Source organism: Peribacillus sp. NPDC097264, from assembly GCF_050277925.1.
Classification (GTDB): Bacteria; Bacillota; Bacilli; order Bacillales; family DSM-1321; genus Peribacillus.
The window spans coordinates 1-24,140 of sequence record NZ_JBNNSR010000012.1 but is presented as its reverse complement, the minus strand read 5'-3'; the positions used below and the strand labels follow the sequence as shown (position 1 = coordinate 24,140).

Annotated in this window: 20 protein-coding genes and 1 rRNA gene; 15 read left to right on the top strand and 6 right to left on the bottom strand. The window is 41.0% G+C overall.

Translation table 11 applies throughout. From position 1 onward, the window contains the following. Positions 1-7 precede the first annotated feature (7 nt). The 4 genes from ACQKL0_RS17495 (at position 8) to ACQKL0_RS17480 (ending at position 3,953) form a co-directional block, all read left to right on the top strand. Positions 8-229: an MbtH family protein gene (locus ACQKL0_RS17495; RefSeq protein WP_427688878.1), complete on the top strand. Its 222-nt coding sequence runs from the start codon at positions 8-10 to the stop codon at positions 227-229. Positions 230-231: 2 nt separating this feature from the next. Continuing rightward, a complete protein-coding gene (locus ACQKL0_RS17490) occupies positions 232-1,683 on the top strand; it encodes an MDR family MFS transporter (RefSeq protein WP_427688876.1) in 1,452 nt (483 codons plus the stop codon). A 103-nt stretch (positions 1,684-1,786) separates the two neighbouring features. Continuing rightward, entirely contained in the window at positions 1,787-2,500 is a 714-nt protein-coding gene (locus ACQKL0_RS17485; RefSeq protein WP_427688874.1) for a 4'-phosphopantetheinyl transferase family protein, read from the top strand. Positions 2,501-2,606: 106 nt separating this feature from the next. Beyond that, the gene (locus ACQKL0_RS17480) at positions 2,607-3,953 is read left to right on the top strand and encodes an MFS transporter (RefSeq protein ID WP_427688872.1); all 1,347 of its coding nucleotides are present in this window, start codon (positions 2,607-2,609) and stop codon (positions 3,951-3,953) included. Between the two features lie 331 nt (positions 3,954-4,284). On the opposite strand, the gene ACQKL0_RS17475 is transcribed toward ACQKL0_RS17480, so the two are convergent. Then, positions 4,285-6,015, bottom strand: a complete 1,731-nt coding sequence (locus ACQKL0_RS17475; RefSeq protein WP_427688870.1) for an AAA family ATPase — start codon at positions 6,013-6,015, stop codon at positions 4,285-4,287. A gap of 254 nt (positions 6,016-6,269) precedes the next feature. Between ACQKL0_RS17475 and def the strand changes: the two genes are divergently transcribed. Next, complete coding sequence (gene def / locus ACQKL0_RS17470; protein WP_402875621.1) at positions 6,270-6,848, top strand: peptide deformylase; 579 nt, start codon at positions 6,270-6,272, stop codon at positions 6,846-6,848. A 42-nt stretch (positions 6,849-6,890) separates the two neighbouring features. Here def and ACQKL0_RS17465 read toward each other — a convergent pair whose 3' ends face one another. Further along, a complete protein-coding gene (locus tag ACQKL0_RS17465) occupies positions 6,891-7,592 on the bottom strand; it encodes an SGNH/GDSL hydrolase family protein (protein ID WP_427688868.1) in 702 nt (233 codons plus the stop codon). Positions 7,593-7,759: 167 nt separating this feature from the next. Next, complete coding sequence (locus ACQKL0_RS17460) at positions 7,760-9,277, bottom strand: MDR family MFS transporter (RefSeq protein ID WP_402959230.1); 1,518 nt, start codon at positions 9,275-9,277, stop codon at positions 7,760-7,762. 133 nt (positions 9,278-9,410) lie between these two features. Between ACQKL0_RS17460 and ACQKL0_RS17455 the strand changes: the two genes are divergently transcribed. The 4 genes from ACQKL0_RS17455 to ACQKL0_RS17440 all read left to right on the top strand — a co-directional run bounded on the left by ACQKL0_RS17455 (position 9,411) and on the right by ACQKL0_RS17440 (position 14,024). Next, positions 9,411-9,899, top strand: a complete 489-nt coding sequence (locus ACQKL0_RS17455) for a MarR family winged helix-turn-helix transcriptional regulator (RefSeq protein WP_402991422.1) — start codon at positions 9,411-9,413, stop codon at positions 9,897-9,899. A gap of 165 nt (positions 9,900-10,064) precedes the next feature. After that, entirely contained in the window at positions 10,065-10,907 is an 843-nt protein-coding gene (gene efeO, locus ACQKL0_RS17450) for an iron uptake system protein EfeO (protein WP_402875627.1), read from the top strand. Then, on the top strand, positions 10,908-12,194 hold the full coding sequence (gene efeB / locus ACQKL0_RS17445; RefSeq protein ID WP_407406343.1) for an iron uptake transporter deferrochelatase/peroxidase subunit: 1,287 nt from the start codon (positions 10,908-10,910) through the stop codon (positions 12,192-12,194). A gap of 84 nt (positions 12,195-12,278) precedes the next feature. Then, positions 12,279-14,024 (top strand): FTR1 family iron permease, encoded by a 1,746-nt coding sequence (locus ACQKL0_RS17440; protein WP_402959224.1) that lies wholly within the window; start codon positions 12,279-12,281, stop codon positions 14,022-14,024. 39 nt (positions 14,025-14,063) lie between these two features. Here the strand turns inward: ACQKL0_RS17440 and ACQKL0_RS17435 are convergent, their stop codons facing one another. Beyond that, complete coding sequence (locus tag ACQKL0_RS17435) at positions 14,064-14,489, bottom strand: DUF4395 domain-containing protein (RefSeq protein WP_427688866.1); 426 nt, start codon at positions 14,487-14,489, stop codon at positions 14,064-14,066. A 490-nt stretch (positions 14,490-14,979) separates the two neighbouring features. Between ACQKL0_RS17435 and ACQKL0_RS17430 the strand changes: the two genes are divergently transcribed. The 5 genes from ACQKL0_RS17430 (at position 14,980) to ACQKL0_RS17410 (ending at position 22,315) form a co-directional block, all read left to right on the top strand. Further along, positions 14,980-15,411 carry a MerR family transcriptional regulator gene (locus tag ACQKL0_RS17430; protein ID WP_402959220.1) on the top strand — a complete coding sequence of 144 codons (432 nt, stop codon included), beginning with the start codon at positions 14,980-14,982 and terminating at the stop codon, positions 15,409-15,411. A 196-nt stretch (positions 15,412-15,607) separates the two neighbouring features. Further along, positions 15,608-16,906 carry a hemolysin family protein gene (locus ACQKL0_RS17425; protein ID WP_402875637.1) on the top strand — a complete coding sequence of 433 codons (1,299 nt, stop codon included), beginning with the start codon at positions 15,608-15,610 and terminating at the stop codon, positions 16,904-16,906. 318 nt (positions 16,907-17,224) lie between these two features. After that, positions 17,225-20,023, top strand: a complete 2,799-nt coding sequence (locus tag ACQKL0_RS17420; RefSeq protein ID WP_427688864.1) for a response regulator — start codon at positions 17,225-17,227, stop codon at positions 20,021-20,023. A gap of 28 nt (positions 20,024-20,051) precedes the next feature. After that, positions 20,052-20,885 (top strand): CheR family methyltransferase, encoded by an 834-nt coding sequence (locus tag ACQKL0_RS17415; protein WP_402991434.1) that lies wholly within the window; start codon positions 20,052-20,054, stop codon positions 20,883-20,885. A gap of 287 nt (positions 20,886-21,172) precedes the next feature. Beyond that, on the top strand, positions 21,173-22,315 hold the full coding sequence (locus ACQKL0_RS17410) for a PP2C family protein-serine/threonine phosphatase (protein ID WP_427688862.1): 1,143 nt from the start codon (positions 21,173-21,175) through the stop codon (positions 22,313-22,315). A 100-nt stretch (positions 22,316-22,415) separates the two neighbouring features. On the opposite strand, the gene ACQKL0_RS17405 is transcribed toward ACQKL0_RS17410, so the two are convergent. Both ACQKL0_RS17405 and ACQKL0_RS17400 read right to left on the bottom strand, forming a co-directional pair. Continuing rightward, complete coding sequence (locus ACQKL0_RS17405) at positions 22,416-22,589, bottom strand: CsbD family protein (RefSeq protein WP_402875643.1); 174 nt, start codon at positions 22,587-22,589, stop codon at positions 22,416-22,418. Positions 22,590-22,667: 78 nt separating this feature from the next. Continuing rightward, the gene (locus ACQKL0_RS17400; protein ID WP_427688860.1) at positions 22,668-23,426 is read right to left on the bottom strand and encodes an alpha/beta hydrolase; all 759 of its coding nucleotides are present in this window, start codon (positions 23,424-23,426) and stop codon (positions 22,668-22,670) included. A gap of 655 nt (positions 23,427-24,081) precedes the next feature. On the opposite strand from ACQKL0_RS17400, the gene ACQKL0_RS17395 reads away from it, so the two are divergent. Beyond that, positions 24,082-24,140: ribosomal RNA gene (locus ACQKL0_RS17395) — 16S ribosomal RNA — on the top strand; the annotation flags it as partial.

The window sequence follows — 24,140 nt, the reverse complement described above, 5'->3', positions numbered from 1 at the left end:
ATGAAGAATGACTAACCCTTTTGAGAACGAGAATGGTACGTATAAAGTATTGATAAATGAAGAAGGTCAGCATTCCCTCTGGCCTGCCTTTTTGGACATACCAGAAGGTTGGTCCACCATTTATGGAGAAGAAAGCAAAAAGAATTGCTTGGACTATATTAATGCCAACTGGACGGATCTTCAGCCTAAGAGCCTAAAGCTCTTATCGAGCCTTGATGGCGTAAAGTGAACGTGCGCATACACGAGAATCCTAAATTAGTCGTTTGCATGGTTTATGTGATTGCCATGTTCATGGTTTCGATGGACGGCACGATCGTCAATGTCATTCTTCCCGTCATCGGCCAGGAATTCAATGTCATCCCCTCAGCCACAAGCGGTATTAATATAGGCTACTTAGTAAGCCTCGCGGTCTTTCTCCCTATATCGGGGTGGCTTGGGGATCGATATGGTACCAAGAAAATTTTCCTATTGGCACTTGGGGTTTTCACACTCGCTTCCCTTCTATGCGGATTTGCGACAAACCTAGAGACGTTGACCCTATTTCGGGCCTTGCAGGGTGCAGGCGGTGGACTCCTTACTCCAGTAGGAATGGCAATCTTATTCAGGACATTTTCTCAGAAAGAACGAATGAAAGTGTCAAGGACCCTTGTCTTGCCCATTGCCTTTGCACCAGCCATTGGTCCGGTTGTCGGTGGTTTCTTTGCGGAACAGCTATCTTGGAGCTGGGCTTTTTATATCAACATTCCTTTTGGAATCATCGCTTTCCTCATCGGTTTGCTGTTCTTGAAGGAACATAAAGAGCCATCGGCCGGCAGGCTTGACCTGACAGGGTTTCTGTTATCAGCTGCCGGTTTGTCGATGGTCATGTATGCACTGAGTACCGGTCCTTCAAAGGGATGGAGTTCTCCAGTCATTATGTATACGGGACTGATTGGCTTCATACTTGTCTGTTTGTTTGTATGGCGAGAATTACGGGTCAAGGAACCCATGCTGGATTTAAGCTTATTATCGGACAAATTGTTCCGTTCCCTTGGCCTTATTTCTCTATTATCGCAAGCAGCATTAATGGGCATGCTCTTTATATTCCCGTTAATGTATCAGTATGCCATGAATGCCTCTGCCCTGGATAGTGGATTGGCCACTTTTCCTGAGGCATTGGGGCTTATGGTAGCATCCAGGATGATTCCTTGGACTTTCAAGAAATTGAATGGCCAGCAGGTGATCTGCCTTGGGCTACTTGGGACGGCCTTAATCTTTGTCCTCATCAGTATTGTTGGTCCGACAGCGAATCCTTGGTCTTTACGACTCTTATTATTTAGTGTCGGCATCTGCTTAGGACATGCAGTGATTGCTGTACAATCTTCCATTTTCACGAATATTACTTCAGCATCGATGGGAAAGGCAACTACATTATTCAATGTCCAGAATCGATTCGGCTCAGCTGTTGGGGTAGCCGTACTAGCGAGTGTGTTGGGAGCCTTGGGGACAAGCGAGGTGGCAAGGAACGGAATAGAACAGAGTAACTTGGCATCCTATCAATATGCTCTCCTTGGCTCATCAGTCTTTCTTGTTATAGGTCTTACTATCTCGTTACGTCTGAAGAAAGAAGACTTTAAGAGCATCTTGCCAAGTCAGAAATCGACTGAAATTCCTAAGACAGAACCAGTCAGAATGAGTAAGTGACAAAATTCCAGATGGAGATGCTTGAAATGAAATAGAGGGTTGCTGTGATTCTAATCAGCGGCCCCTATTTATTTGTTTGAAGAGTATAAAAGGGGGGCTAGATGTGATTGAACTATATAGTTGTAAATTGCCTGCGAGCAGGGAAAATGCGGGTATGGACAATTTGCTTGTTCACGTTTCAAAAGAAAGGCAGAGCCGATTGAAAAGGTTCGTGAAGACTGATGATGCATATCGTTCCCTGCTTGGGGATTTGTTGGTGCGTTTCGCATTAAAAGAACGATACGGCTCGATGGATAGGGAACTGAGAATTCAAATGAATGAATATGGCAAGCCGTTTTTATGTGACTATCCTTCCTTCCATTATAATATCTCCCACTCTGGTGAATATGTAGTGTGTGTGGTTCATGATGAAGCAGTGGGTGTGGATATAGAATACATAGGACCATTTGATTTACCCCTCGCCAAAGAGCTTTTTACTAAAGAAGAGTATCAATACGTATTAAATGATAGAGAAGGCGGCCTTGGTGCCTTTTATGACATCTGGACCTTGAAAGAGAGTTATGTGAAAGCGGTTGGTGAAGGCTTATCCATGCCATTACAGGGGTTTTCTATGAAAAAGTGTAGCAATGGATCCATCCAAATCACAGATATGGAAACAGAAAGACAGATTAGGGATTACATATGCAGACAGTACACAATAGACAATCACTACTGTTTATCTGTATGCGCCCATCATGCCAATGCAGATCAATTTAGAAATGAACCGACATGTGTCACGTTTCAGGATGTATGCGAGAGTTTGAATGTTCATTCCTGAATATGTACAGGGCGTTGGAAAACGGTGCTTAGATAGGGACGAGATAAAAACAATGGCCTTTGGCCTAAGTCTGGTATAGATCCTATTACTGATGGAGGAATGAAATGTGAAACAAATTAATGTTGCCCAGGTTATAGAAGGAAGTAAGTTTAACTCTTTTCATTTAACTGTTTTACTATGGTGTATTTTCCTCATCCTTTTCGATGGATATGATCTAGTCGTTTATGGAGCCGTCATTCCAACCTTAAGTCAAGAATGGGGGACCGAACCGGGCATCTTGGGATTGATAGGGAGTTTGACGTTGGTAGGTGGTTTAATAGGCTCACTTATTTGCGGGATCGTAGCGGATAAAGTAGGGAGAAAGAAAGTAATCATAGCTTGTGTTGCTATTTTTGGCTCGTTTACTTTATTGACAGGTTTAGCGAAGGGACCGGTAGATTTTGCGATATACCGTTTTCTTGCAGGGCTTGGTTTGGGAGGCATTCCGCCGTTATTGGTGGTGCTCACCTCTGAATATTCTCCCAAGCCGATTAAGAATATGATGGTGGGTATCATGTTCAGCGGATATTCGATTGGCGGTATATTAGTCTCTCTTTTCGGAATGAAGGTCATTCCGGAGTTGGGATGGAAATGGATGTTTTTCATAGGGGCCATTCCATTATTGGCCATTCCCTTTTTAATTAAATCCTTACCTGAATCCCTTTATTATTATGTGGAGAAGGGAGACTATGAAAAAGCGAAGGGAATAGTGGCTCGTTTAAATCCCTCCTATGTTCCCCATGATGCAGATCGATTTATCATGAATTTATCAACTTCCGGTGTTCCAGTCGTAAAGCTCTTCGAGAATCGCCGTGGAAGATCCACCATCATGTTTTGGATCGCATGCTTTATGGGATTGCTGATGGTATATGGATTGGGTACGTGGTTGCCTCAACTGATGATTAAAGCGGGCTATCCGTTGAATTCCAGCCTGCTGTTTCTTTGTTGCTTGAACATTGGAGCGATCGTCGGTTCGGTATGCGGGGGTTGGCTAGCAGATCGAATTGGCTCAAAACGAGTGTTGATCAGTTACTTCAGTATAGGCGCGGTCTGCTTGCTCCTCCTTGGTTTTAAACCAGGGTCATTCTTTCTATATGTTTTGGTGGCAATAGCAGGGGCTGCGACAATTGGATCGCAAAATTTAAACAATGCTTATATCTCCATGTTCTATCCGACACAGATAAAGTCGACAGCACTGGGGTGGGCATTAGGTATAGGTAGGTTTGGGGCTATAGTGGGACCAACAATCGGTGGGCTGTTAATCGAGTGGGAGTTGCCTATTTATATAAACTTCCTCAGCTTTGCCATTCCCGCTTTTATTGCGGCGATCTCCATTAGTCTTGTCCAAAATAAATATAATAGCACCATGAATCTTGAACTCTCTTCTCCCAAACGATATCAAAAGATTATTTGAATACTTTATTGATCGCGTCAAAGGAGGGATGGGATTTTGGCTGAGTATACTTGCCAAGTATGTGACAAGACATTCAAAAGCTATAATGCAGATGCTAAGTATTGCTCTCAACCGTGTAAGGGAAAGGCTTATATAAAATATCCAATAAGACATTGTGAATCATGTAATCGACCCTTTAAACCAAGAACTGCATCAAATAAATATTGTTCAATGGGATGCAGTCATAAAAGTAGGAAAAATCCGGTCATTATTCATAGCTAGACCAAGGACCATCAAAAAAAGAACCCAATTTGAACATTCAGATTGGGTTCTTTGCCTATATATTAAGACCTTATGAAAACGAAAGAACCTTTGGCTCTTGTACATCCACTATATTTTGGACCTCTGTGCCGTCAATCGTCTCTTTTTTCAACAGGACCTCTACAAGCTCTTCGTATTGTGGACGGTTTGATTCGATCAGTTTTTCCGTTTCTTGAATGGCCTGGGTGAAAAGGGCTTGCATTTTTTGTTCTTTCTCACCTTTATTGAATGTTAAGGTGAAGCCGTCTTGCAACATGCCCGTATCGACCATCTGTTCAAGTAAATGCTTTGCCTGTTGAACGTCGCCACCAACTCCGACACTATGTTCACCAAGAAACATTCTTTCTGCGACACCGCCTGCTAAAATCATTTTCACTTGATCTAGCAACTCACTTGCCGTAGCTAAATGAAGTTCTTTAGGAATCGGCGCCACATACCCAAGGGCCTCGCCACGAGGGATGATGGTCGCTTTTCGAACAGAACCCGGTTTAGTGAGGGCAGCAATCAGGGCATGTCCACTTTCATGAATGGCCACCCGCCGCTTTGTATCCATATCGCTCAACGTTCGGGAAGTAGCCCCTAGAATGGTCCGGTCAATCGCGTAATCAAGATCTTGTTTGCGAATCATTTCCTGATCATGACGTAGCGCATGACGAGAAGCTGTTTCAAACAAGGAACGTAAATCCGCCCCGGAGAACCCGGATGTACTCTCAGCTAATTCATCCAAGGAAGAAAGGACATCGGCCGCCAGTTTCTTCCCTTTTGTATGAATGGCAATGATTTCTTTTCTTCCGTTTGTATCAGGAATCGGCACCTGGAACGAGAAATCGATTCTGCCTGGACGAAGAAATGCCTCATCAAGCATGTCCTTTCTGTTTGTGGCTGCGACGAATAGAATGCCTTCGTTTGAATGGCCTCCGTCTAACTGGACAAGAAGTTCCGTCAAGGTTTTTTCAGCTTCTTCCCCACCATGGGCTTTCCGTTTACCGGCCAATGCGTCCACTTCGTCGATGAAAATGACAGCAGGTGATTGTTTCCGGGCATTTTGAAAAAGGCTACGCACACGAGCTGCCCCCACTCCAACGAACATTTCATTGAAGGCCGAACCGCTAGTCGAAAAGAAGTTGGCGCCCAATTCTTTTGCAATGGCCTGTGCCAATAATGTTTTCCCGGTTCCTGGAGGACCGTATAGTAAGATGCCTTGTGGAGGCTTGATCCCAATTTTAGCTGAACGCTCCGGTTCTTTTAGAGTGGTGAGGGTTTGCAGGATCTCTTGTTTGATTTCGGGTTGCAAACCACCTATATCGGCTAAGGTTATATCGGGAAGTGCTCTAGGTGTAGAGATATTTTGTTTCTTGCTTTTTACGCGTAAACTGCCTTTTGATTTCTTCTGTATAATAATTGCGGTTGTGACTAGTGCCGCCAGCAATCCGCCTAAAATCCATAATGCAGACTTATTTGTCGATGAAAATGAATAGCGAACGTTATAAGTTTCGACTAGTTTGTTGACCATTTGACTGTTCGGAGGGATGTTAGAGACATATTTACCTTCTGGTGTAGTGATATGAAGTGTTCCATTTCGCTTTTCTTCAATAGAGACGAGGGCACCATTTTGGGCCTGAATGGTCTTTTCAACGGACGAGAAAGGAACGACCATTTCTTTTGACTGAGTCACAACGTACCAAGATATAACACCAATTATCACAATGAACACCGTTATGAACGGCAGCAACTTCGAAACTAATTTTGAGTTCGAGTTCAATATTTCATCTCCTTTAAGAATATATATTCAGTATAAAATTTTTAAACGCGTTAACCATAGGTCATAAGTCCTAAAAATAAAGGTAAATACTTCCATGTTTTGATTTATGTGATGGGTGCCGCTTTTCCCTAAGGACTGAGTCGTATAGTGGACATCCAGTTGTTAACCTGCATGATAGACTTTTTAAAAATGAAATGCTAAAGTGAAATGGTCTTAGTGATGAAAAAATATAAAGGTAGATGAGTTGAACATTTATGAATAAATTTATGAGGGATTATATGATTACGATGAAGGATATTGTTCGGGAAGGCGATCCAATTCTGCGTCAGGTGACTGATGAAGTTAGCCTGCCAATTTCTGACGAAGACCGAGAAACATTAGAATGCATGATGCAGTATTTAAAAAACAGCCAAGATCCTAAACTTCAAAAGAAGTACCACTTACGAGAAGGGGTAGGCTTGTCAGCCAACCAAATTGGCCTGAATAAACGAATGTTCGTTATGTATTTTCCAGATGAAAAAGGAAAGGTCTACGAATATGCTTTAGTGAATCCGAAAATTGTCAGCCATTCGGCATCCATGATTTACTTACCTCAAAGTGAAGGCTGCCTTTCTGTGGATCGTGATATCAAAGGATATGTGCCTCGTTATGAGCGGGTGAAAATTAAAGCATTAGACAGCAATGGAGAGAAAATCGAGATGCGATTGAAAGGATTTGCGGCGATTGTTTTTCAACATGAGCTGGACCATTTAAATGGAATGATGTTTTATGACCGAATCAATTCCGAGAATCCTTTCAAGCTTCCAGAAAATGTGGAAGTGAAGAGCTTATAATGGTAAAAAGGCAAAGCCCCCATGCTTTGCCTTTTTGCTTGTTTAAGGTTGTGACAGTGTTTCCTTTGCCAAATGATTTTTTAAATCACTGAATATGGCCTTGCTCATATGCTGGTATCCTTCTGACGTAAGGTGAATGCCATCGTCACTGATTAAATGTTCCAGATCACCGGCAGACTTTATATAAGAACGCACATCGATCAATGGAACCTTCAAATCCTCGGCCAGTTTTTTTAACTGGCGGTTATACATGCCATGCCAATGTTCAATCCCACCGACTTGAGAGACAAAATGTCCGATGGATGGTCCGAATCGATCGGCAATCGACCGATAATATCTGGCGGGATCCAGTGGGGGAAGAGTTAAAAGAAAGGGTGTGACATGCTTGTCCTGAACTTGTTTGACGAGTTGAGTGATATTTTCAAGGTACCGTTCAATCGGAACGATAGGCTCATGGTCTCCTTCAGGATTCTTTGCGACTTCCTCCCAATGGAAATTACAATCGTTACCACCGACTTCTATCAATACGATATCGGGATTTTCTGACATGACATCTTTCTGGACACGGCTAACTAGCAAGTCAGAATTGTCATTAAAGACCCCTTTATTCAAAACTTCAACGAATGGCAAGGACTCTGTCAACTTCGCTAAAGAGCTTGGGTAATTCTCTTTAATGATACGAAGCCGGCCTTTAACGTAGGAGATACCTCTTGTTAAACTATCTCCAAAACAGACAATTCTCAAAATTTTCACCTCGATCGGTTAATGTGTTACTTATCATTTTAGTGGCATAATTGTATTTCGGCAAACTAAAATTTTTCATTCTTGAAAGAATGTTGTTTTATTAAAAGGATACCCGATTTTCTTTAATGAAAACTTTAAAAAGCGCTGGAAATCCAGCGCTTAAACATTCAGTGTGACGGTTTTTCCTTTGGTGACGTTTCCACTCTTGCTTTTCCCATGAAGAAAACAACGATTGCTGCCAAACCAATAGGAATCAGGGCTAAAGTGAAGATTAATGATATCGAATCAGACATGGCATACACGATTTTATCCAGGATCATATCTGGAATTTGGGCACGCGCATCTGACTGGAATAGCTGACGTGGATCCTGCGTAAGAACGGACGTTTCCGGCCCGCCTTGCATTCCTTTAAAGGCATCCGCCATCTTACTTGTGAAGGCGTTGTTCTGTATCGCCCCATAAATGGTAACGCCTAATGTCATCCCAAACGAACGGAGGAATGAATTGGTTGAGTTGGCAGACCCACGATACCTCGGTTCCAAGTTGTGGATGGAAGCGATCGGTAGAAGGGAGAATGAGAAGCCCATACCGAATCCAGTAAGAATCATATAACACGTTAGTAGTGTCCTGCTGGTTTCCGGGGTTAACGTTCCTAATAATAGCATTCCTGCAAAATAACAAACGACGGAAATCGTCATTAAGTTGCGGAAGCTGGTCTTGGAATTGAATATTCCCCCGATAGCACTACCGACAACGGACCCCAGCATCATTGGGGTTAGGATTAACCCTGCATTGGTAGCCGAACCTCCATAAACAGCCTGCACGAAAATCGGAATATACACAGTTAAAATGATGAACGTTCCGCCGTATAGGATTGCCAAAATCTGAGACGTTGCAAATAACCGCCTTTTAAATAACCATAATGAGATAATGGGATCTTTGGCCCTTTTTTCGAAAAAGAAAAATGAAACAAAAAACACGACAAAACTTGCAAACAAAGCAAGGATAGGAGATGAAGTCCATCCATACTCGCCACCAAGCTCGAGGGCGAACATTAAACTGACGACAGCGATAACGAGAGTCGCGGCCCCGCTATAATCGATTTTCTGTTCATGCGTATTGGCCTTTTCCTTGTAATAACGAAGAATGAAGAATAACGAGATGAAGCCGATTGGAACGTTGACGTAGAAAATCCAATGCCAGCTGGCATACTCCGTAATATAAGCTCCTAATAGAGGACCTAATACACTAGATGCTCCAAATACAGCCCCGAAAAGGCCGGTAAGTTTCCCACGTTTTTCAGGTGGGAAAATATCAAAGACGATGGTAAAGGCAATTGGCATCAAGGCACCTCCACCAATACCCTGAATGGCCCTGAAAATACTTAACTGGACAATGCTTTGAGCCATGCCGCATAGGGCAGACCCAATTAAAAAGACGACAAGTCCAAAAATGAAAAATCGCTTCCGACCGTACATATCGGAGAGTTTGCCGAATATCGGCATACTTGCCATCGTGGCGACCATATAGGCCGATGTCACCCAGACAAACTTATCGAACCCGCCTAAATCTGAAACAATCGTCCCCATGGCGGTTGCAACAATCGTATTATCCATTGCTGACATCAGAATTCCCAATAACAGTCCGGCAACTATAAACTTTTGATGTTTTGGTTGTTTCTCCAAAATGTTTTTTCCTCCCTTTTTATGAAACAATTCGTTTATTCATTTGCATGAATGAATGATAATCACTATTATGGAAACTAAATATTTATCTTGATTATCAAGATAAATTCAAGTGTAAAAGGGGTGGCATTTTATGTCAAGCGATAATGGGTTGAATTCAGACCTTTTAGAGAGTTTAACCCGGAGCCTGCAAAGGTACGGAATGAGGTCTGTATTGTTCCAACAGAATATGGCTCACAAAATAGGCGTGGCTCACACGGATTTAAAGACTGCTGAAATATTGAATGAAACGGGCCCTATTACAGCTGGAGAGCTGGCGAAGATTACAGGGTTGAGCACAGGCTCGGTCACGACGCTCATCGACCGTCTTGAAAAATCGGGCTATGTAAAAAGGGAAAGAGATCATATAGATGGTAGACGGGTAAAGATTGTCCCCATAGCATCAAGACAAGAACAGATTAAATCACATTATCATTCACTATCTGCAGCCACAAAAGATCTTTGCACGTCCTATGAAGATAAAGAACTCACGATCATTCTTCGATTTATTGAAGATATTACGAAAATCATGGAAAAAGAAAATGAAATATTAATGAAAGAACGAAAAGAGTTCTTGAAATAAGTAATTATTTGTCCCCATAAGCTATTCACCAAATAAGGTTATAAAAGTATGGTCTACCTTGATAACTGAAATGGAAATTGGAACAAAATATATATTGATAATGATTCTCACTACTGCTAATATAAATCTAGAATTAATATATATTTTCAGGGGAGAGTTTAGAGTATGAAAACGAAAGCAACCTTAGCCGTTTTATTATCAACCAGCCTGTTATTTGGGTGTTCGCAGAAAAATGAAGAAACCAAGCCTGCAGAGGTGGATGCTAAGGAGACAAGTGCGAGTGCGCTGGATGGTGTATCCAACGACTATCGGGAATTTGCGATAGGTGAAATAGAAGAGTTTGTAAAAGCGACGGAAGAATTCACGACGGCAGTAACGTCTGGAGACATTGAAAAAGCGAAGCAGTTATATGCACCGGCTCGCATGCATTATGAGCGCGCTGAACCTATCGCTGAAATTTTTGGAGATCTTGATCCTAAAATCGATGCGCGAGAGGGTGATGTTGAGGAAAAAGAGTGGGGCGGATACCACCGAATTGAGATGGGGTTATGGGAAGAAAACACAACAAAGGGTTATGAAGAGTATGCTGAACAATTAATGAAGGACGTTAATTTGTTGCGTGCTAAAGTGGAAACAGTAGAAGTAACACCTGATGTGTTAATCACTGGGGCCGTTGACTTACTTAATGAAGTGTCAACATCCAAGGTGACTGGAGAAGAAGACCGCTATTCTCATACGGATTTGTATGATTTCGTTGCAAATGTAGAGGGCGCTGAAAAAATATATGAATTATTGACACCTGCCCTTAAGGAAAAAGACGAGGCGCTTACAACTGAAATCAAAGAGCGTTTTGCCGGAGTTTACAGCTTGCTTGAAAAACATAAAGATGGTGATGGATACGTTTCTTATACGGATTTAACAAAATCCGAGGTTAAATCATTAAGCCAGGCTATCGATGCTTTAGCTGAGCCACTTTCGCAAATAGGAATTGTAATGGAGGAGTCTTAATTGAAAGAACAAATATCAAATGACGAAACTTCACTTTTTTCCAAAAAGGTAAGCCGTCGTGATATGTTGAAAACAGCTGGCATCGGTGGGGTTGGAGTTGTAATAGGCGCATCGGGCCTAGGCGGGATGCTAGCTCTATCTGACTCAAAGGCAAAGGGACAAACGAATGATACTGTCCCTTTCTATGGGCCTCATCAAGCGGGAATCACTACAGAAGCTCAGGATAATCTTTATTTTGCTTCGTTAGAAGTGACATCCGAAAAAAGGTCAGACTTAATTCAATTATTTAAAGATTGGACAGAAGCGGCGGCCCAGATGACATCTGGCAAATCGGTAGGCGAAGCTTCCTCGAACAGGAGCATGCCACCAAAAGATACAGGGGAAGTAGAAGAATTATCCCCTTCTAACTTGACGATCACCTTTGGAGTAGGTCCTAGTCTATTTACGAAGAATGGGAAAGACCGCTTTGGCTTGAAGTCTAAACAACCTGCCGAATTGAAAGATCTTCCTTCATTTTCTTTAGATGCCTTAGAAGAATCATGGAGTGGAGGGGACATTTGCATTCAAGCCTGCGCAGACGATCTCCAGGTTGCGTTTCATGCCGTCCGGAATCTGGTGAGGATCGGTAGAGGAAAGACGATTATCCATTGGGCTCAAACAGGTTTTCAACGTACGAAAAAGGCTGATTCTCAAAAAACGACGCCTCGTAATTTGTTTGGTTTTAAAGATGGAACCGTGAATCCGGATACGAAGAAAAGCAGTGAGATGAACCAACATGTCTGGGTAAAGCCGGGGGATGGCCCTTCTTGGCTTGCAGGCGGTAGCTATATGGTCGTCCGCCGAATTCAAATGTACATTGAAGTGTGGGATCGGACCACGTTGAAAGAGCAGGAAAATACATTTGGTCGTCATCGTGACAGCGGTGCCCCATTAGGGATGAAGAATGAATTTGATACGGTTGATGAACATGTTAAGGATGAAAACGGAAATCGGATCATTCCTGAAAACTCCCATATGATCCTATCCCGTGGTGATGGAACAGCTAAGATTCTGCGACGTCCCTATTCATATGCTGATGGAATGGATCCTAAGACTGGAAGCTTCAATGCGGGGCTTCTGTTTATTTGTTTCCAACGAAGCCCAAGTAAACAATTTATCCCGATGCAAGAACGTCTTTCAAAGAATGATAAGTTAAATGAATATATAATCCACCGGGGGAGCGCTATATTTGCTTGCTTGCCGGGTGTAAAAAAAGGTGGCTATATCGGGGAGTCCCTTTTCGGATGAATTTAGTAAAATGAGAGACCATAAAATCGCCAGCATGGATGGGAATCCGGGTTGGCGGTTTTTATCATAAAAGGGGAGTTTGTCATGTCTGTTTTTAAATGGAGAACGGGGTTGTTCGTTTTATTAACTAGTTTCATATTTTTAATGTCTGCTATACCAGGTGTTTCAGCCGGGGAAAATCACGATCAGCTTTTCGTATATATTGGAGACAGCCTAATGAAAGTGAAGTCTGGAGATCTTGAATCGGTTTCCAGTAATCTCTCTCTTTTTGAAAAGGACTGGAATGTGATAAAAACGGACAGTGAGGATGCCAAAAAAGTTGACGATTCATTACTGTCTTTGAAAAACGCTGTGAATAATCAAGAAGACGCAGGAGAAATGAAAAAGAAGTTATCGGCTTTATCAAGTGCCCTTGTTCAGTATGATACGGCAGAAAATCCGGTTGATAAAACCGATTATAAAGATCGCCTAGAAGCGTTACTTCCATTAATCGATGATTTAGATGCGACGATTAGCGAAGAGGACTTCAGCAAAGCTAAAAGTCAGTATCAAAACCTCCTCAATCAATGGAATAATGCGGAACTTGTAGTACGGGAGGAAAGTGTTGCTTCGTACGGTAAGATGGAAACCTATATGGCCTTTGTTCGGATAGCCATCACGCAGGATCCTCCAGATCCAGAAAAGGCACGAACTAATCTTGACGAACTGAAAGGGCTAATTCAAGGCTTTCTAGAAGGCAAGGTAGAAAAAGAAGACCAGCAGACTTATACGTTGAGCGATGTAACAGACCTTCTACAAAGTAGTGTTAAGGATATGGAAGGAAACGATATCAATTCGGCAATTGACCAGTTGAATGAAGTATTAATGATTTGGCCAAATGTCGAAGGAGAAGTTTCTACGAGGGACAGTAAGCTGTACAGTGACATGGAGACTAAGGTACCAACCGCCATTAGCTTACTGCAATCGAAGAAGATACAAGCAAAAGAAGCGAAAGAAATCGTTTCCGACTTACATGCACGACTACTTCCTTTAATTGATGATACGAGCTATACGACATGGGATGCGGCCTTGATTCTTTTACGTGAGGGATTGGAAGCTCTCCTTATCGTGGCAACACTGTTGTCCTTCCTAAAGAAAATTGGACAGGCAGACAAACAAAAGTGGATTTGGTCTGGCGTCGGGGCTGGCTTGGCAGCAAGTGCAATCCTTGCCGTTATTATCAATATTGTATTTTCACAGATTACCGCTGCCTCAAGCCGGGAGTATATTGAAGGAATCACGGGCATAATCGCAGTGCTAATGATGCTGACCATCGGAATGTGGCTTCATAGTAAATCGAACATCCATGCATGGAACCGTTATATCGGCAAGCAAATGGACCATGCTATTGCAACAGGCAGTATCTTGTCTTTTGCGTTAATTAGTTTCCTATCGATTTTCCGAGAAGGAGCGGAGACGATCATCTTTTATGCCGGAATGGCTCCGTATATGGAACTGAAACAGCTATTGACCGGGATATTGATTGCCTGCTTGATATTGATGGTCATTGGTTTCGTCATGCTCCGTTACAGCGTTAAGCTACCGATGACGGTCTTTTTCAAAGTGGCGACGATCTTCATCTATGCATTGGCATTTAAGATTCTTGGTGTCTCCATCCATGCACTTCAAGTTTCTCAAGTGATTAAGACGCATACACTTCACACGTTCCCGTTCATTGAATGGATCGGCCTTTATCCGACAGTGGAAACGATAGTACCTCAAATGGTATTGTTACTTCTGATTATAGTGGCTGCGATTTGGGTTAAAAAGAATAATTCTGCAGTTGCATAAAAAAGCAGGCCTGACATTAATCATGTCAGGCCTCCCTTTTTAATGAAGAGAACGGCGATAAGTATATTGTTTCCATTGATAAAGGATGAAGCAACCAATGCAGAATCCAAGGATGGCAATAAATGAGGCCATCCCGACCATTACGGTTAGCACATAGCCGATAACGTTGAAGCCCAGTAAGAAGGAGAGTAAGCCGAAACCTAGGCAAACCACTGCAATAACCTGGTTAAACTGTTGCTGTGCAGGATCTTCAGGAATGTATTTAGAGGGGTCCTTCTTCAGAAAGAGCTTTGCAAGGCGCATAACCGGATTAAAATGTAAAAGAAGACCAGATAGCCCCGCTACTAAAGGTATGGCCAGTATCCATTCTTGACCGGTTGCTAAAGCGAGGACTACGCTTAAAAATATGACCCACTGATTTGTTCGGACTAGAGGACGCGGAATGGGATGAATTTCATCTGACAAATTAAAAACCAACCTTTCTGATGAGTTTTATATTATTTTATCTGTTTATACATGATTTGGGAAGGGGAACTTTTTAGTTTATAATTATTTTAATTTAGTATTGATTATTATAAGAGAGGTAGTATAATACTAATATGAAATAAAAAGGAGGACGGTATGATGGTAGCAAAAGTTTGTGAAACATGCGGTACACCAATAAAAAGATTAAAACACTCTTCTTTATGCCAATGCGGTCCCAAAATACTGAGTAATCCATTCTCAACAAAAACAAAAAAATAATCGATTATCATAAAAATATAGTAAACCGACTATTGGCATGATAGTCGGTTTTTTGTCTATATAGAAGGGTATAGGTAAATACCTTTCTATATTTATTAGGTAATCCATAATAAATATTTTTCAAAAGAATAGAAATGTTGTAGGATTAGAGAATAGGTGAAAATGTCACGGTAGGATATGGAGTAGTCCTCCAGAAGGCCAAAACCATCACGTGACGGTTGGGAGGGGTTATATTGGGAACGAGACATTGAAAATCGGTGAGCTGGCAAGCATGGCAAATGTTACGAAGCGAACGGTGGACTATTACACGAATAAGGGTCTGCTAAAAGCAGAACGTTCCGCCTCTAACTACCGCTATTACTCAGTTGAGGAACTTGAGCGATTGCGCCTTATTGAGAAATATAAAAGAAAAAACTTTTCTTTGGAAGAGATAAAAGAACTTGTAAAACCAAATGCGAAGCCCCTTACTGAAATCGAGGAAACGGGACTTCAACTAAAAAGTAAAATGGATGGCTTGAATGAGGAATTGCGGGAAGTGATTAGCCTGATTGAAAAGGATGGAAAAAATGAACTTCTTCTTAAAAAACAGGTTTCTCATGAAAGCATTGCGTTGATTCAATCATTATTAGTGTTGTTAATTTAAAGAAAATTATCCCGATAGTTTATTGCACGAAGGTGCATATTACTCTTAAGGGCATTTCACTAAATGGTTTAGGATACGACATTCATATTTCGTTTGACATAATAGAAATCACCATTTATACAGGAGGTGCTTGGGACTGAACTATTGATTCCTTTCATGTAACTAGGATAAGGAATCGGTGGTAAACCCGAACATATTGGAGATATTTATAAAATTATTAGCAGTAGCTGTATTAATAGCATTAACCGCATTTTTTGTTGCCTCGGAATTTGCAATCGTTAAAGTCAGAAGTTCCCGCATCAATCAATTGATTGAAGAGGGAAATAAAAGTGCACTGGCAGCAAAAAAAGTGATTTCACATATCGATGAGTATTTATCTGCATGTCAACTGGGGATAACAGTCACTGCATTAGGATTGGGTTGGTTGGGTGAACCCACAGTGGAGGCTATTCTTGAACCCCTCTTCCATAGATGGGGTGTCGAGGAATCGTTAAGTCACATTCTTTCTTTCGTGATTGCTTTTGCGTCCGTTACATTCTTACACGTTGTTATTGGTGAACTTGCGCCAAAAACGGTTGCGATTCAAAAGGCTGAGGAAATAACGTTACTGTTCTCTAAGCCATTGATTCTTTTTTACCGCATATTATACCCATTCATCTGGGTATTGAATGGTTCGGCACGTGTCCTTACAGGCATGTTTGGATTAAAGCCGGCTTCCGAGACTGAAATGGCTCACTCGGAAGAAGAACTGCGGATTATCTTATCGGAAAGCTACAAAAGTGGTGAGATCAATCAATCGGAATATAAATATGTAAATCAAATTTTTGAATTTGATGAGCGTAATGCCAATGAAATCATGGTTCCAAGAACGGAAATGACCGTTATTGAAATAGGAATGCCACTATTGGAAGTTGTGGAGCTCATTCAAGAAGAACAGTATACACGTTACCCTGTCATAGATGGTGATAAGGATAATGTAGTGGGAATGGTCAATATTAAACGTCTTTATACAGCGACCATCACCGAGAAGAATGTTTCGGAATTGACGGTGGATAGTTTCGTTACACCCGTGATACGGGTTCTGGAAACTATCCCTATCCATGACTTGCTTCTGAAAATGCAGAAGGAACGGATTCATATGGCTGTTTTGACTGATGAGTATGGTGGTACAGCTGGTCTAGTTACGGTGGAAGATATACTTGAAGAAATCGTCGGGGAAATCCGTGATGAATTTGACCAGGATGAACGACCACTTATCCAAAAAGTAGATGAGGGACATTATGTTTTTGATGCAAAGACGTTAATTGAAGATGTTAATGATACCCTTGCCATCCAATTACCAGAAGATGATATAGATACTTTGGGAGGATGGTTCCTGACAGGTAGATTTGAAATTGCCGTTGGTGACCAAATTGAATTTGAAGGATATAATTTTACCGTCACAGAGATGGATGGCCATCATGTTTTATATGTTGAAGTAAAAAAAATCAAATAATCATAGGTGGAAAATCGGGCGTGTGTAGCGTCCGGTTTTTTTGTTTGGGTTAGAAGACGGTATCCCAGTAAAAATGCCGGATTTTAGGATAGTTCAAAGGTAGGATTCTGGTTGAAATGGCCATTCAAATGTTGGAAAAGTGATGCTCAAGGTATCTATTTACTGCATAAGAATGATAAAATAGGGAGTGGACATTAAATCTTGCTGCATAACCAAATGCAAGTTAAATAGGATGGAATGTAAGGGATAGGCTCATATATTTGGAGTGGTAAATAATATTCGCTTACTATAAATAATGAAAAAAGGCGGGTGGGTAAAATGGGTTTTAAGAGAAAACAAATGCTGGGATTCGGTTTAATCCTGCTTTTTTTAGCTATACTCCTTTCTTTTATGGTGTTTACACTCAATAATCTAAAAGGCAGTATGACTGAAATCGTGGAGGACCGTTATTATAAAGTTTCTGCCGCGATGGAAATACGCCAGTTGTTTACACAGTCAGACCGTGAAATTTTATTTGCGGCAAATGAGGCCAACAAGGCAGAAAGAGCGGAAAGCCTTAAAGTCATCAATGAAAACCACAGCCTGATTGAGTCGCAAATCGCTGAATTGTCGGGTACGTTAAATAAAGCGAAGGCAAGGCAATTATTGAAAGAGTTTGAAACACAATATGCCACATACTCTATAACCGAGGCACAAATCACCCAAAACATACAATCGAAAAACCCAACGACGGACATTAGCGAGCTAATGGATGATCAAAGGGATAAGCGGACAAAGGTTATCAGTACGATGGGTGCTTTTAAAAATTATCAAGAAAGTGTTATGAATGATACGTTAAGTAATGCGAAGCAAACCTATGAAGATATGATTAATTTCACTATTTTCGCAGTCATCCTTAGTATTCTAGTCATTTCCTTGACTGTCGCATGGATGATACGCAGCACATCAAAAGATTTGCAATCCATTACGAAGGTCATCAATAATATTGATTTTAAAAACTTATCGGTTGTACCGAGAATTCCTATTCGGACAAATGATGAAATAGGCGATATCGCTCGTTCCTTCAATGAAATGGCTGTATCACTTGAAACGTATAATCGTAAGGAAAAAGAGTTCACTGAGAAAATTAGCGAGCGCAACTGGATACAAACCCGAGTTGCTGATATTGCGACCATGTACCAACGCATTGTTGATGTAGAAGTGCTTGCTGACAGGTTCATCACCAGACTAGCACCGATGATGGGGGCGTCTCTTGGGGCGTTTTATATCAGACGCGGTGAAGGGGAAAATATGCGTTTTGTAAAAATCTCCAGTTTCGCAGGCGATGGTGAAGGTGCGGGAAGACGTGAATTCCGTATGGGGGAAGGCTTGATTGGTCAATGCGCCCTTGAAAGAAAAATAGAATTCATTGAGAAGATTCCTGAAGACTTCCACTTGGTTACAACGGGGTTAGGTGAAGTAAACCCTAAAAGTATCGTTATTGCTCCCGTCATTTTTGAGGATGAAGTGGTAGCTATGGTCGAATTGGCAAGCTTGGAGAATTACTCTAAATTGCAGAAACATTTCTTGACTCAAGTCTTGGACACTTTGGGGATTACAATCAACAATGTCGAAGGACGAATGGAAATTGAACGCCTATTGAAAGAGTCACAAGCACAGACTGAAGAGCTACAAGCTCAATCAGAAGAATTGCAATCTCAGTCAGAAGAAATGCAGGCCCAATCAGAGGAACTGCAGACACAGGCTGAGGAATTGCGGATGATTAACGAGCAATTAGAAGAGAGAAACCGTGAAACGGAAGACAAATCAAAAGAGCTTCAAATTGCCAAACTAAATCTTGAAAAACAAGCAGAAGAATTAAAACTAAGTTCAAAATACAAATCCGAATTCATGGCCAATATGTCCCATGAATTACGGACACCGCTTAATAGCATCTTGATTCTGTCGGAAATGCTATCTGACACGAATGACAGTAAATTGAATGAGGAACAGAAGGAATTCGCCCGTGTCATTAATTCGTCCGGTCAGGATTTATTAACGCTCATCAATGACATACTGGACTTATCAAAAGTCGAGGTTGGGAAGCTTGAAGTTGTCTTTGAGGAAATGAATATGAGTGAGTTACCGGAATTGTTACATCGAAACTTCGATCACGTAGCGAAGAAGAAGAATATCGATTTCATCGTTAGAAAAGATAAGGATGTACCTGATATTTTCTTCACTGATGAACAGCGGTTCCAACAAATTCTTAAAAACCTGTTGTCCAATGCTTTTAAATTCACCGAAAAAGGTTCAGTCTCTGTTCAGATTAAAAAGGCTGACGAAGAAAAAGTCGCACAATGGATTCAAACGAAAGGTGCGAGCAATTGGGTTGAAATCAATGTGAAGGACACGGGCATTGGAATTTCGAAAGAGAAGCAAAAATTAATATTCGAAGCGTTCCAACAAGGCGATGGAGCGACGATGAGGAAATATGGCGGTACCGGACTGGGGCTTTCCATATGCCGCGAGTTTGCTAAATTACTAGGCGGATGGGTTATAGTGGATAGCCAAGAGGGTGAAGGCAGTACGTTCACCTTCTTCATTCCAAGCATGCCAGAAGGCTTTAAAAACATGGGAGAAGCGATTGCTGCTTCCCCGGAAGTGGCAGCGGCCAGCCATGAAGGAACTCCCGCTAGCGTAGTGGACGAGAAACCGGATGTGGTGATACTTGATGATGATTCACAAGAGAACGCTAATTCTTTCCGCGGCAAGTCGGTCTTGGTAGTGGACGATGATCGCCGTAATATCTTTGCTTTGACAAACGCTCTGAAAAATGAGGGCATGGAAATCCTTACAGCGGAAAATGGCTATGAATGTTTGGAAATCCTTGATAAAGGAAAGAGTATAGATGCCATATTAATGGATATCATGATGCCAGGCATGGATGGTTATGAAACAATGACTAGAATCCGTGAACAAAATGAGTTTGATAATCTCCCAATCATTGCCTTAACCGCTAAGGCGATGAAAGGTGACAGGGAAAAATGTATAAGAGCCGGTGCATCTGACTATGTAAGTAAACCATTGAAATTGGAACAGTTACTGTCTGTTCTTCGCGTATGGCTAACGAATTAATAGTACGGGTAAGGAAGGTTTTAATGGAATGAAGGATACACTATCGATTGAAGAACGAGAAAATATAGAGATTGAGTTGCTCTTGCAAGCCGTTTATTCAGTCTCTGGCTTTGATTTCAGAAAGTACATGCGATCTTCCATACAACGGAGAGTCGAAAATCGGATGAGATTAGAGCATATAAGAAGAGCGAGTGGAATGATTGAAAAGGTTTTATATGAAAAAGGATTTGTTGAAAAACTTCTGAATGACTTTTCAATAAATGTTACGGAAATGTTTCGTGATCCTGACTTCTTTAAAGCTTTTCGAACGAACCTTGTTCCACTGCTTAAGGAACTTCCTGAAATCCGTATCTGGCATGCTGGTTGTTCAACTGGTGAAGAAGCCTTTTCGATGGCCATCATGCTAAAAGAAGAAGGGCTCTACGATAAAGCGAAAATCTATGCAACCGACATGAATGAAACGGTAATAGAACATGCTCAAAAGGGAATTTTACCCCTCAATCGCATGCAGTCTTATACAAAGAATTATCTACAAGCAGGCGGTAAACGGGAATTTTCGGAGTATTATACGACGGACTATCAGAATGCTTATCTTGATCCAAACCTGCTTAAAAATGTTGTGTTTTTCCAGCATAATCTCGTGACGGATGGTTCGTTCAATGAATTTCATATCATCATGTGCCGGAATGTAATGATTTACTTTACCGGAGAATTACAGACTTATGTAAATCAATTATTTTATGACAGTCTTTGTAAGGACGGCTTTCTTGCGGTCGGCAGTAAGGAATCCATTCGTACTTCTTCTTTTTCAGAAGTGTATAAGGACTTTGATGCAAGAGAGAAGATTTATAGGAAATTATAAAAAAAGGAGTTCGCTAAAAACCTGGCGAGCTCCTTTTTTCGTTATTAAAGTAAAACTCCTTAATTTTTTGAATGCAACTATATTTTAAGTTTAGGTGCCTGAAAAAACGGGTACATTTAATTAGTTAGGTCTGTGCTTTTTTGCCACAGATATTCTTATTTTTAAAAAGTAGCATAAGTAAGATATAATATAGTTCGGAATTCTTTTTTTAGGAAAGCCTTGCATTATATAGTACATGATAAAAGATAAAAGTGCCGCTCGATATAAGCCAAAAGGGGAATAAAGCAATGACGATTTTAATCGTAGATGATAACCAGGTTAATCTCTTCGTTATAGAGAAAATTCTTAAGCGAGCTGGCTATACGGATTTTCTATCATTGAAGTCAGCGCATGAAATGTTTGACTACCTACAAGTGGACAATCCTCAGCCAATCAAGACTTCTGTTGATATTATACTGCTTGATATTATGATGCCTGAAATTGATGGAATAGAGGCTTGTAGAAGACTCCAAAACATACCACACCTAAAAGACATACCGGTGATCTTTGTAACGGCACTTGAAGATTCAAACAAAGTGGCCGAGGCTCTGGATGTTGGTGGAATCGATTATATTATGAAGCCTATTAACAAAATTGATTTATTAGCCAGAATCCGTGTAGGGTTAAGGCTTAAATATGAAAAAGACTGGCATAAAATGCAGGAAGAAAAAATACGGAATGAATTAGACCTTTCGATGCAAGTGCAAAGCAGTCTATTGAGTGAGCCGGTGGTAGATAATCACTTAACAATAAAAGCATCTTACCTCCCTGCAAATAAATTAGCCGGAGATATGTACTATTGGCACCGGATTGATGAAAAACGGTACGGAATCATTATACTTGATATGATGGGCCATGGAATATCGGCTTCACTTGTTTGTATGTTTATTTCCTCTGTTCTAAGGGATGCCATCCGAAAACACACGGATCCCGTTGCGGTGATAAACGAAATGAATCATTGGATGAGTGTCCTTAATAAAAAGGAAAACCCGATTCATTATTATTTCACTGCCATTTATATGGTGATTGATACAGAACATAAAACTCTGGAATATGTAAATGCAGGTCATCCACCGGGTTTTGCCTTGATGGATGATGGGGAAGTGTTGTCTCTTTCAAAGGGGACATGCCCTGTTGGTTTCTTCACGGAGATGAAAGTGGAGAAAACGATTGTTCGTTATGAAGATAGAATTCAAATTCTTGTATTTACCGATGGAGTCATGGAGGCTATCGATAGGGAAGGAACGGATGGACTGGATGAAATAAAAGAAGTCGTTTCGCGGGATTGGTTGGATTGCGAGGGAAATGCTCCGATTGATCTGGTCATGCCTGCTGAACTCCATCTAGACCAACCTGACGATATGTGTGTGGTCGTAATCCAAGCTACTTGATAAAGAAAGAGGCTGCAGAATAATCTGCAGCCTCTTCTGTTTATAGGTGGGGGGTTTACTTGTCGTGATCGTAAGGCATGTAATTGTGGTTTCTAAAACCTTATCTATGGGAATCTTTTACCTTGCCGATTCCTTCTTGGACATTACCTTTTAATTTATCAAGTTTTCCTTCAGCTTGTAAGTGAGGATCATTCTTAGCGTTTCCGACTTGGTCTTTTGTTTCACCTTTTGCTTTATTGACAGTACCTTTTATCTTGTCTGATAATCCGCTCATTATGAGTTACCTCCTTGTTTTTGTCTACTTTACTTATACCCGTGGGATATTTGAGTAAACCATAATGAGAGAAAAATCTTAAGAAGCGATCGTAATATCTTTGCTGTGTTTCTTAATGAAATGATAAGCACGCTCCACGATTAATTCTTTATCATAATCAAGCGAAGCAACATGATAGGAGTTAGGGAGAGAAATCAACTCCTTGCTATGAGAACTGACGGAATTATATATTCGGTCCGAACATTGAGATGGGACAACATGATCTTCGGGAGAATGGAAGATGAGGGCAGGGCAGCTGATGTCCTCGAGTTGTTCATTCGTATGTTCCATAATAGTAAGCAACTGATTAATAGCTGTGATAGGTACGCAATCATAAGTGATTTCTGTAGTATCTTTGTCTTTAATGTCAGGAGCCCCTTCTGTAATGAAACGCGGAGCAGTTTGGTTGCGATAGGTTTCATATTCAGGGACTTGAAGGGCAGCGTTGATTGTCATTATTCCATCACAAGCTACTTTTGTTGCCAAATCCAAAACAAGGGCACCACCCATAGATTGCCCCATTGCGAACACATGCGCACAGGTTTGCTTTAGCTTTTTATAGGCAGTCTCGATATCCTTGATCCAATCTTGGTAATGGATCGTTTCCATTTCAAGCTCATGTGTTCCGTGACCCTGTAAGCGAGGTGCGTAGACGGTGTAACCTTTGGCGGCCAAACTTTTACCTAAATACCCTACGCTTTGTGGGGTTCCGTTAAAGCCATGGCAAATGAGGATTCCAATAGAGTTCCCGGGATAGAAGAATGATTCTGCCCCTGGTATAACCTTTGCAACTGTCATGTGTCCATCTCCTTTACTATTCTTATCGTTCGTTTACTTGATATGAAAAATGACTATTCCGATTATATTACTTGGTTAAATGATAACATAAGAAAATTCACCAAGTCAATATTAGTTTGTACCTTTCTTAGTGTGATGTCAGGAGATACCAAGAATCGGCTGAATCTGGGTGTTAAAGGAGTTTAGGGCTCATAGAGAGTTGCCTTCCTTCTATATATAGTACTAATCAAAATCTCTTGTAGATTTCTTTGGAATCAGCAGAGGAAAAGGGAATGCACAAGCTTCTAAGGAATTTATAAAATACCCGTTGACTTTTATGAAAAAAAGGATTAATATGAATAAGCACTAAGAAAACAAACGCAAAACTTCATCGCTTATAGCTGAATGGCTAGAAGAAATGACACAATAAAAACTATTGACTTCTTATAAAGAAAATGATAAGATGAAATGGTCGCTGAAAAACACAGCGATTAAAAATAAGTTAAAAACTTCGTAGAAGTTGACAACTAATCGATAGTGTGTTATGATGAATTAACAAGTTGTTCTAACGAACAACGAGATAAATTGCTCTTTGAAAACTGAACAAAACAAAGCGCCAACGTAAATTTTGAGTGAGCACACACTATAAAAAAGCAAAATGAGCAAGTCAAACATTTCTTCGGAGAGTTTGATCCTGGCTCAGGACGAACGCTGGCGGCGTGCCTAATACATGCA

Bases quoted from the DNA above. Each gene is read 5' to 3' on its own strand.
- ACQKL0_RS17495 (WP_427688878.1), top strand. From the start codon at position 8: ATGACTAACCCTTTTGAGAACGAGAATGGTACGTATAAAGTATTGATA.
- def (WP_402875621.1), top strand. From the start codon at position 6,270: ATGAATAAATTTATGAGGGATTATATGATTACGATGAAGGATATTGTT.
- ACQKL0_RS17455 (WP_402991422.1), top strand. From the start codon at position 9,411: ATGTCAAGCGATAATGGGTTGAATTCAGACCTTTTAGAGAGTTTAACC.
- efeO (WP_402875627.1), top strand. From the start codon at position 10,065: ATGAAAACGAAAGCAACCTTAGCCGTTTTATTATCAACCAGCCTGTTA.
- ACQKL0_RS17440 (WP_402959224.1), top strand. From the start codon at position 12,279: ATGTCTGTTTTTAAATGGAGAACGGGGTTGTTCGTTTTATTAACTAGT.
- ACQKL0_RS17420 (WP_427688864.1), top strand. From the start codon at position 17,225: ATGGGTTTTAAGAGAAAACAAATGCTGGGATTCGGTTTAATCCTGCTT.
- ACQKL0_RS17415 (WP_402991434.1), top strand. From the start codon at position 20,052: ATGAAGGATACACTATCGATTGAAGAACGAGAAAATATAGAGATTGAG.
- ACQKL0_RS17410 (WP_427688862.1), top strand. From the start codon at position 21,173: ATGACGATTTTAATCGTAGATGATAACCAGGTTAATCTCTTCGTTATA.
- ACQKL0_RS17405 (WP_402875643.1), bottom strand. From the start codon at position 22,589: ATGAGCGGATTATCAGACAAGATAAAAGGTACTGTCAATAAAGCAAAA.
- ACQKL0_RS17400 (WP_427688860.1), bottom strand. From the start codon at position 23,426: ATGACAGTTGCAAAGGTTATACCAGGGGCAGAATCATTCTTCTATCCC.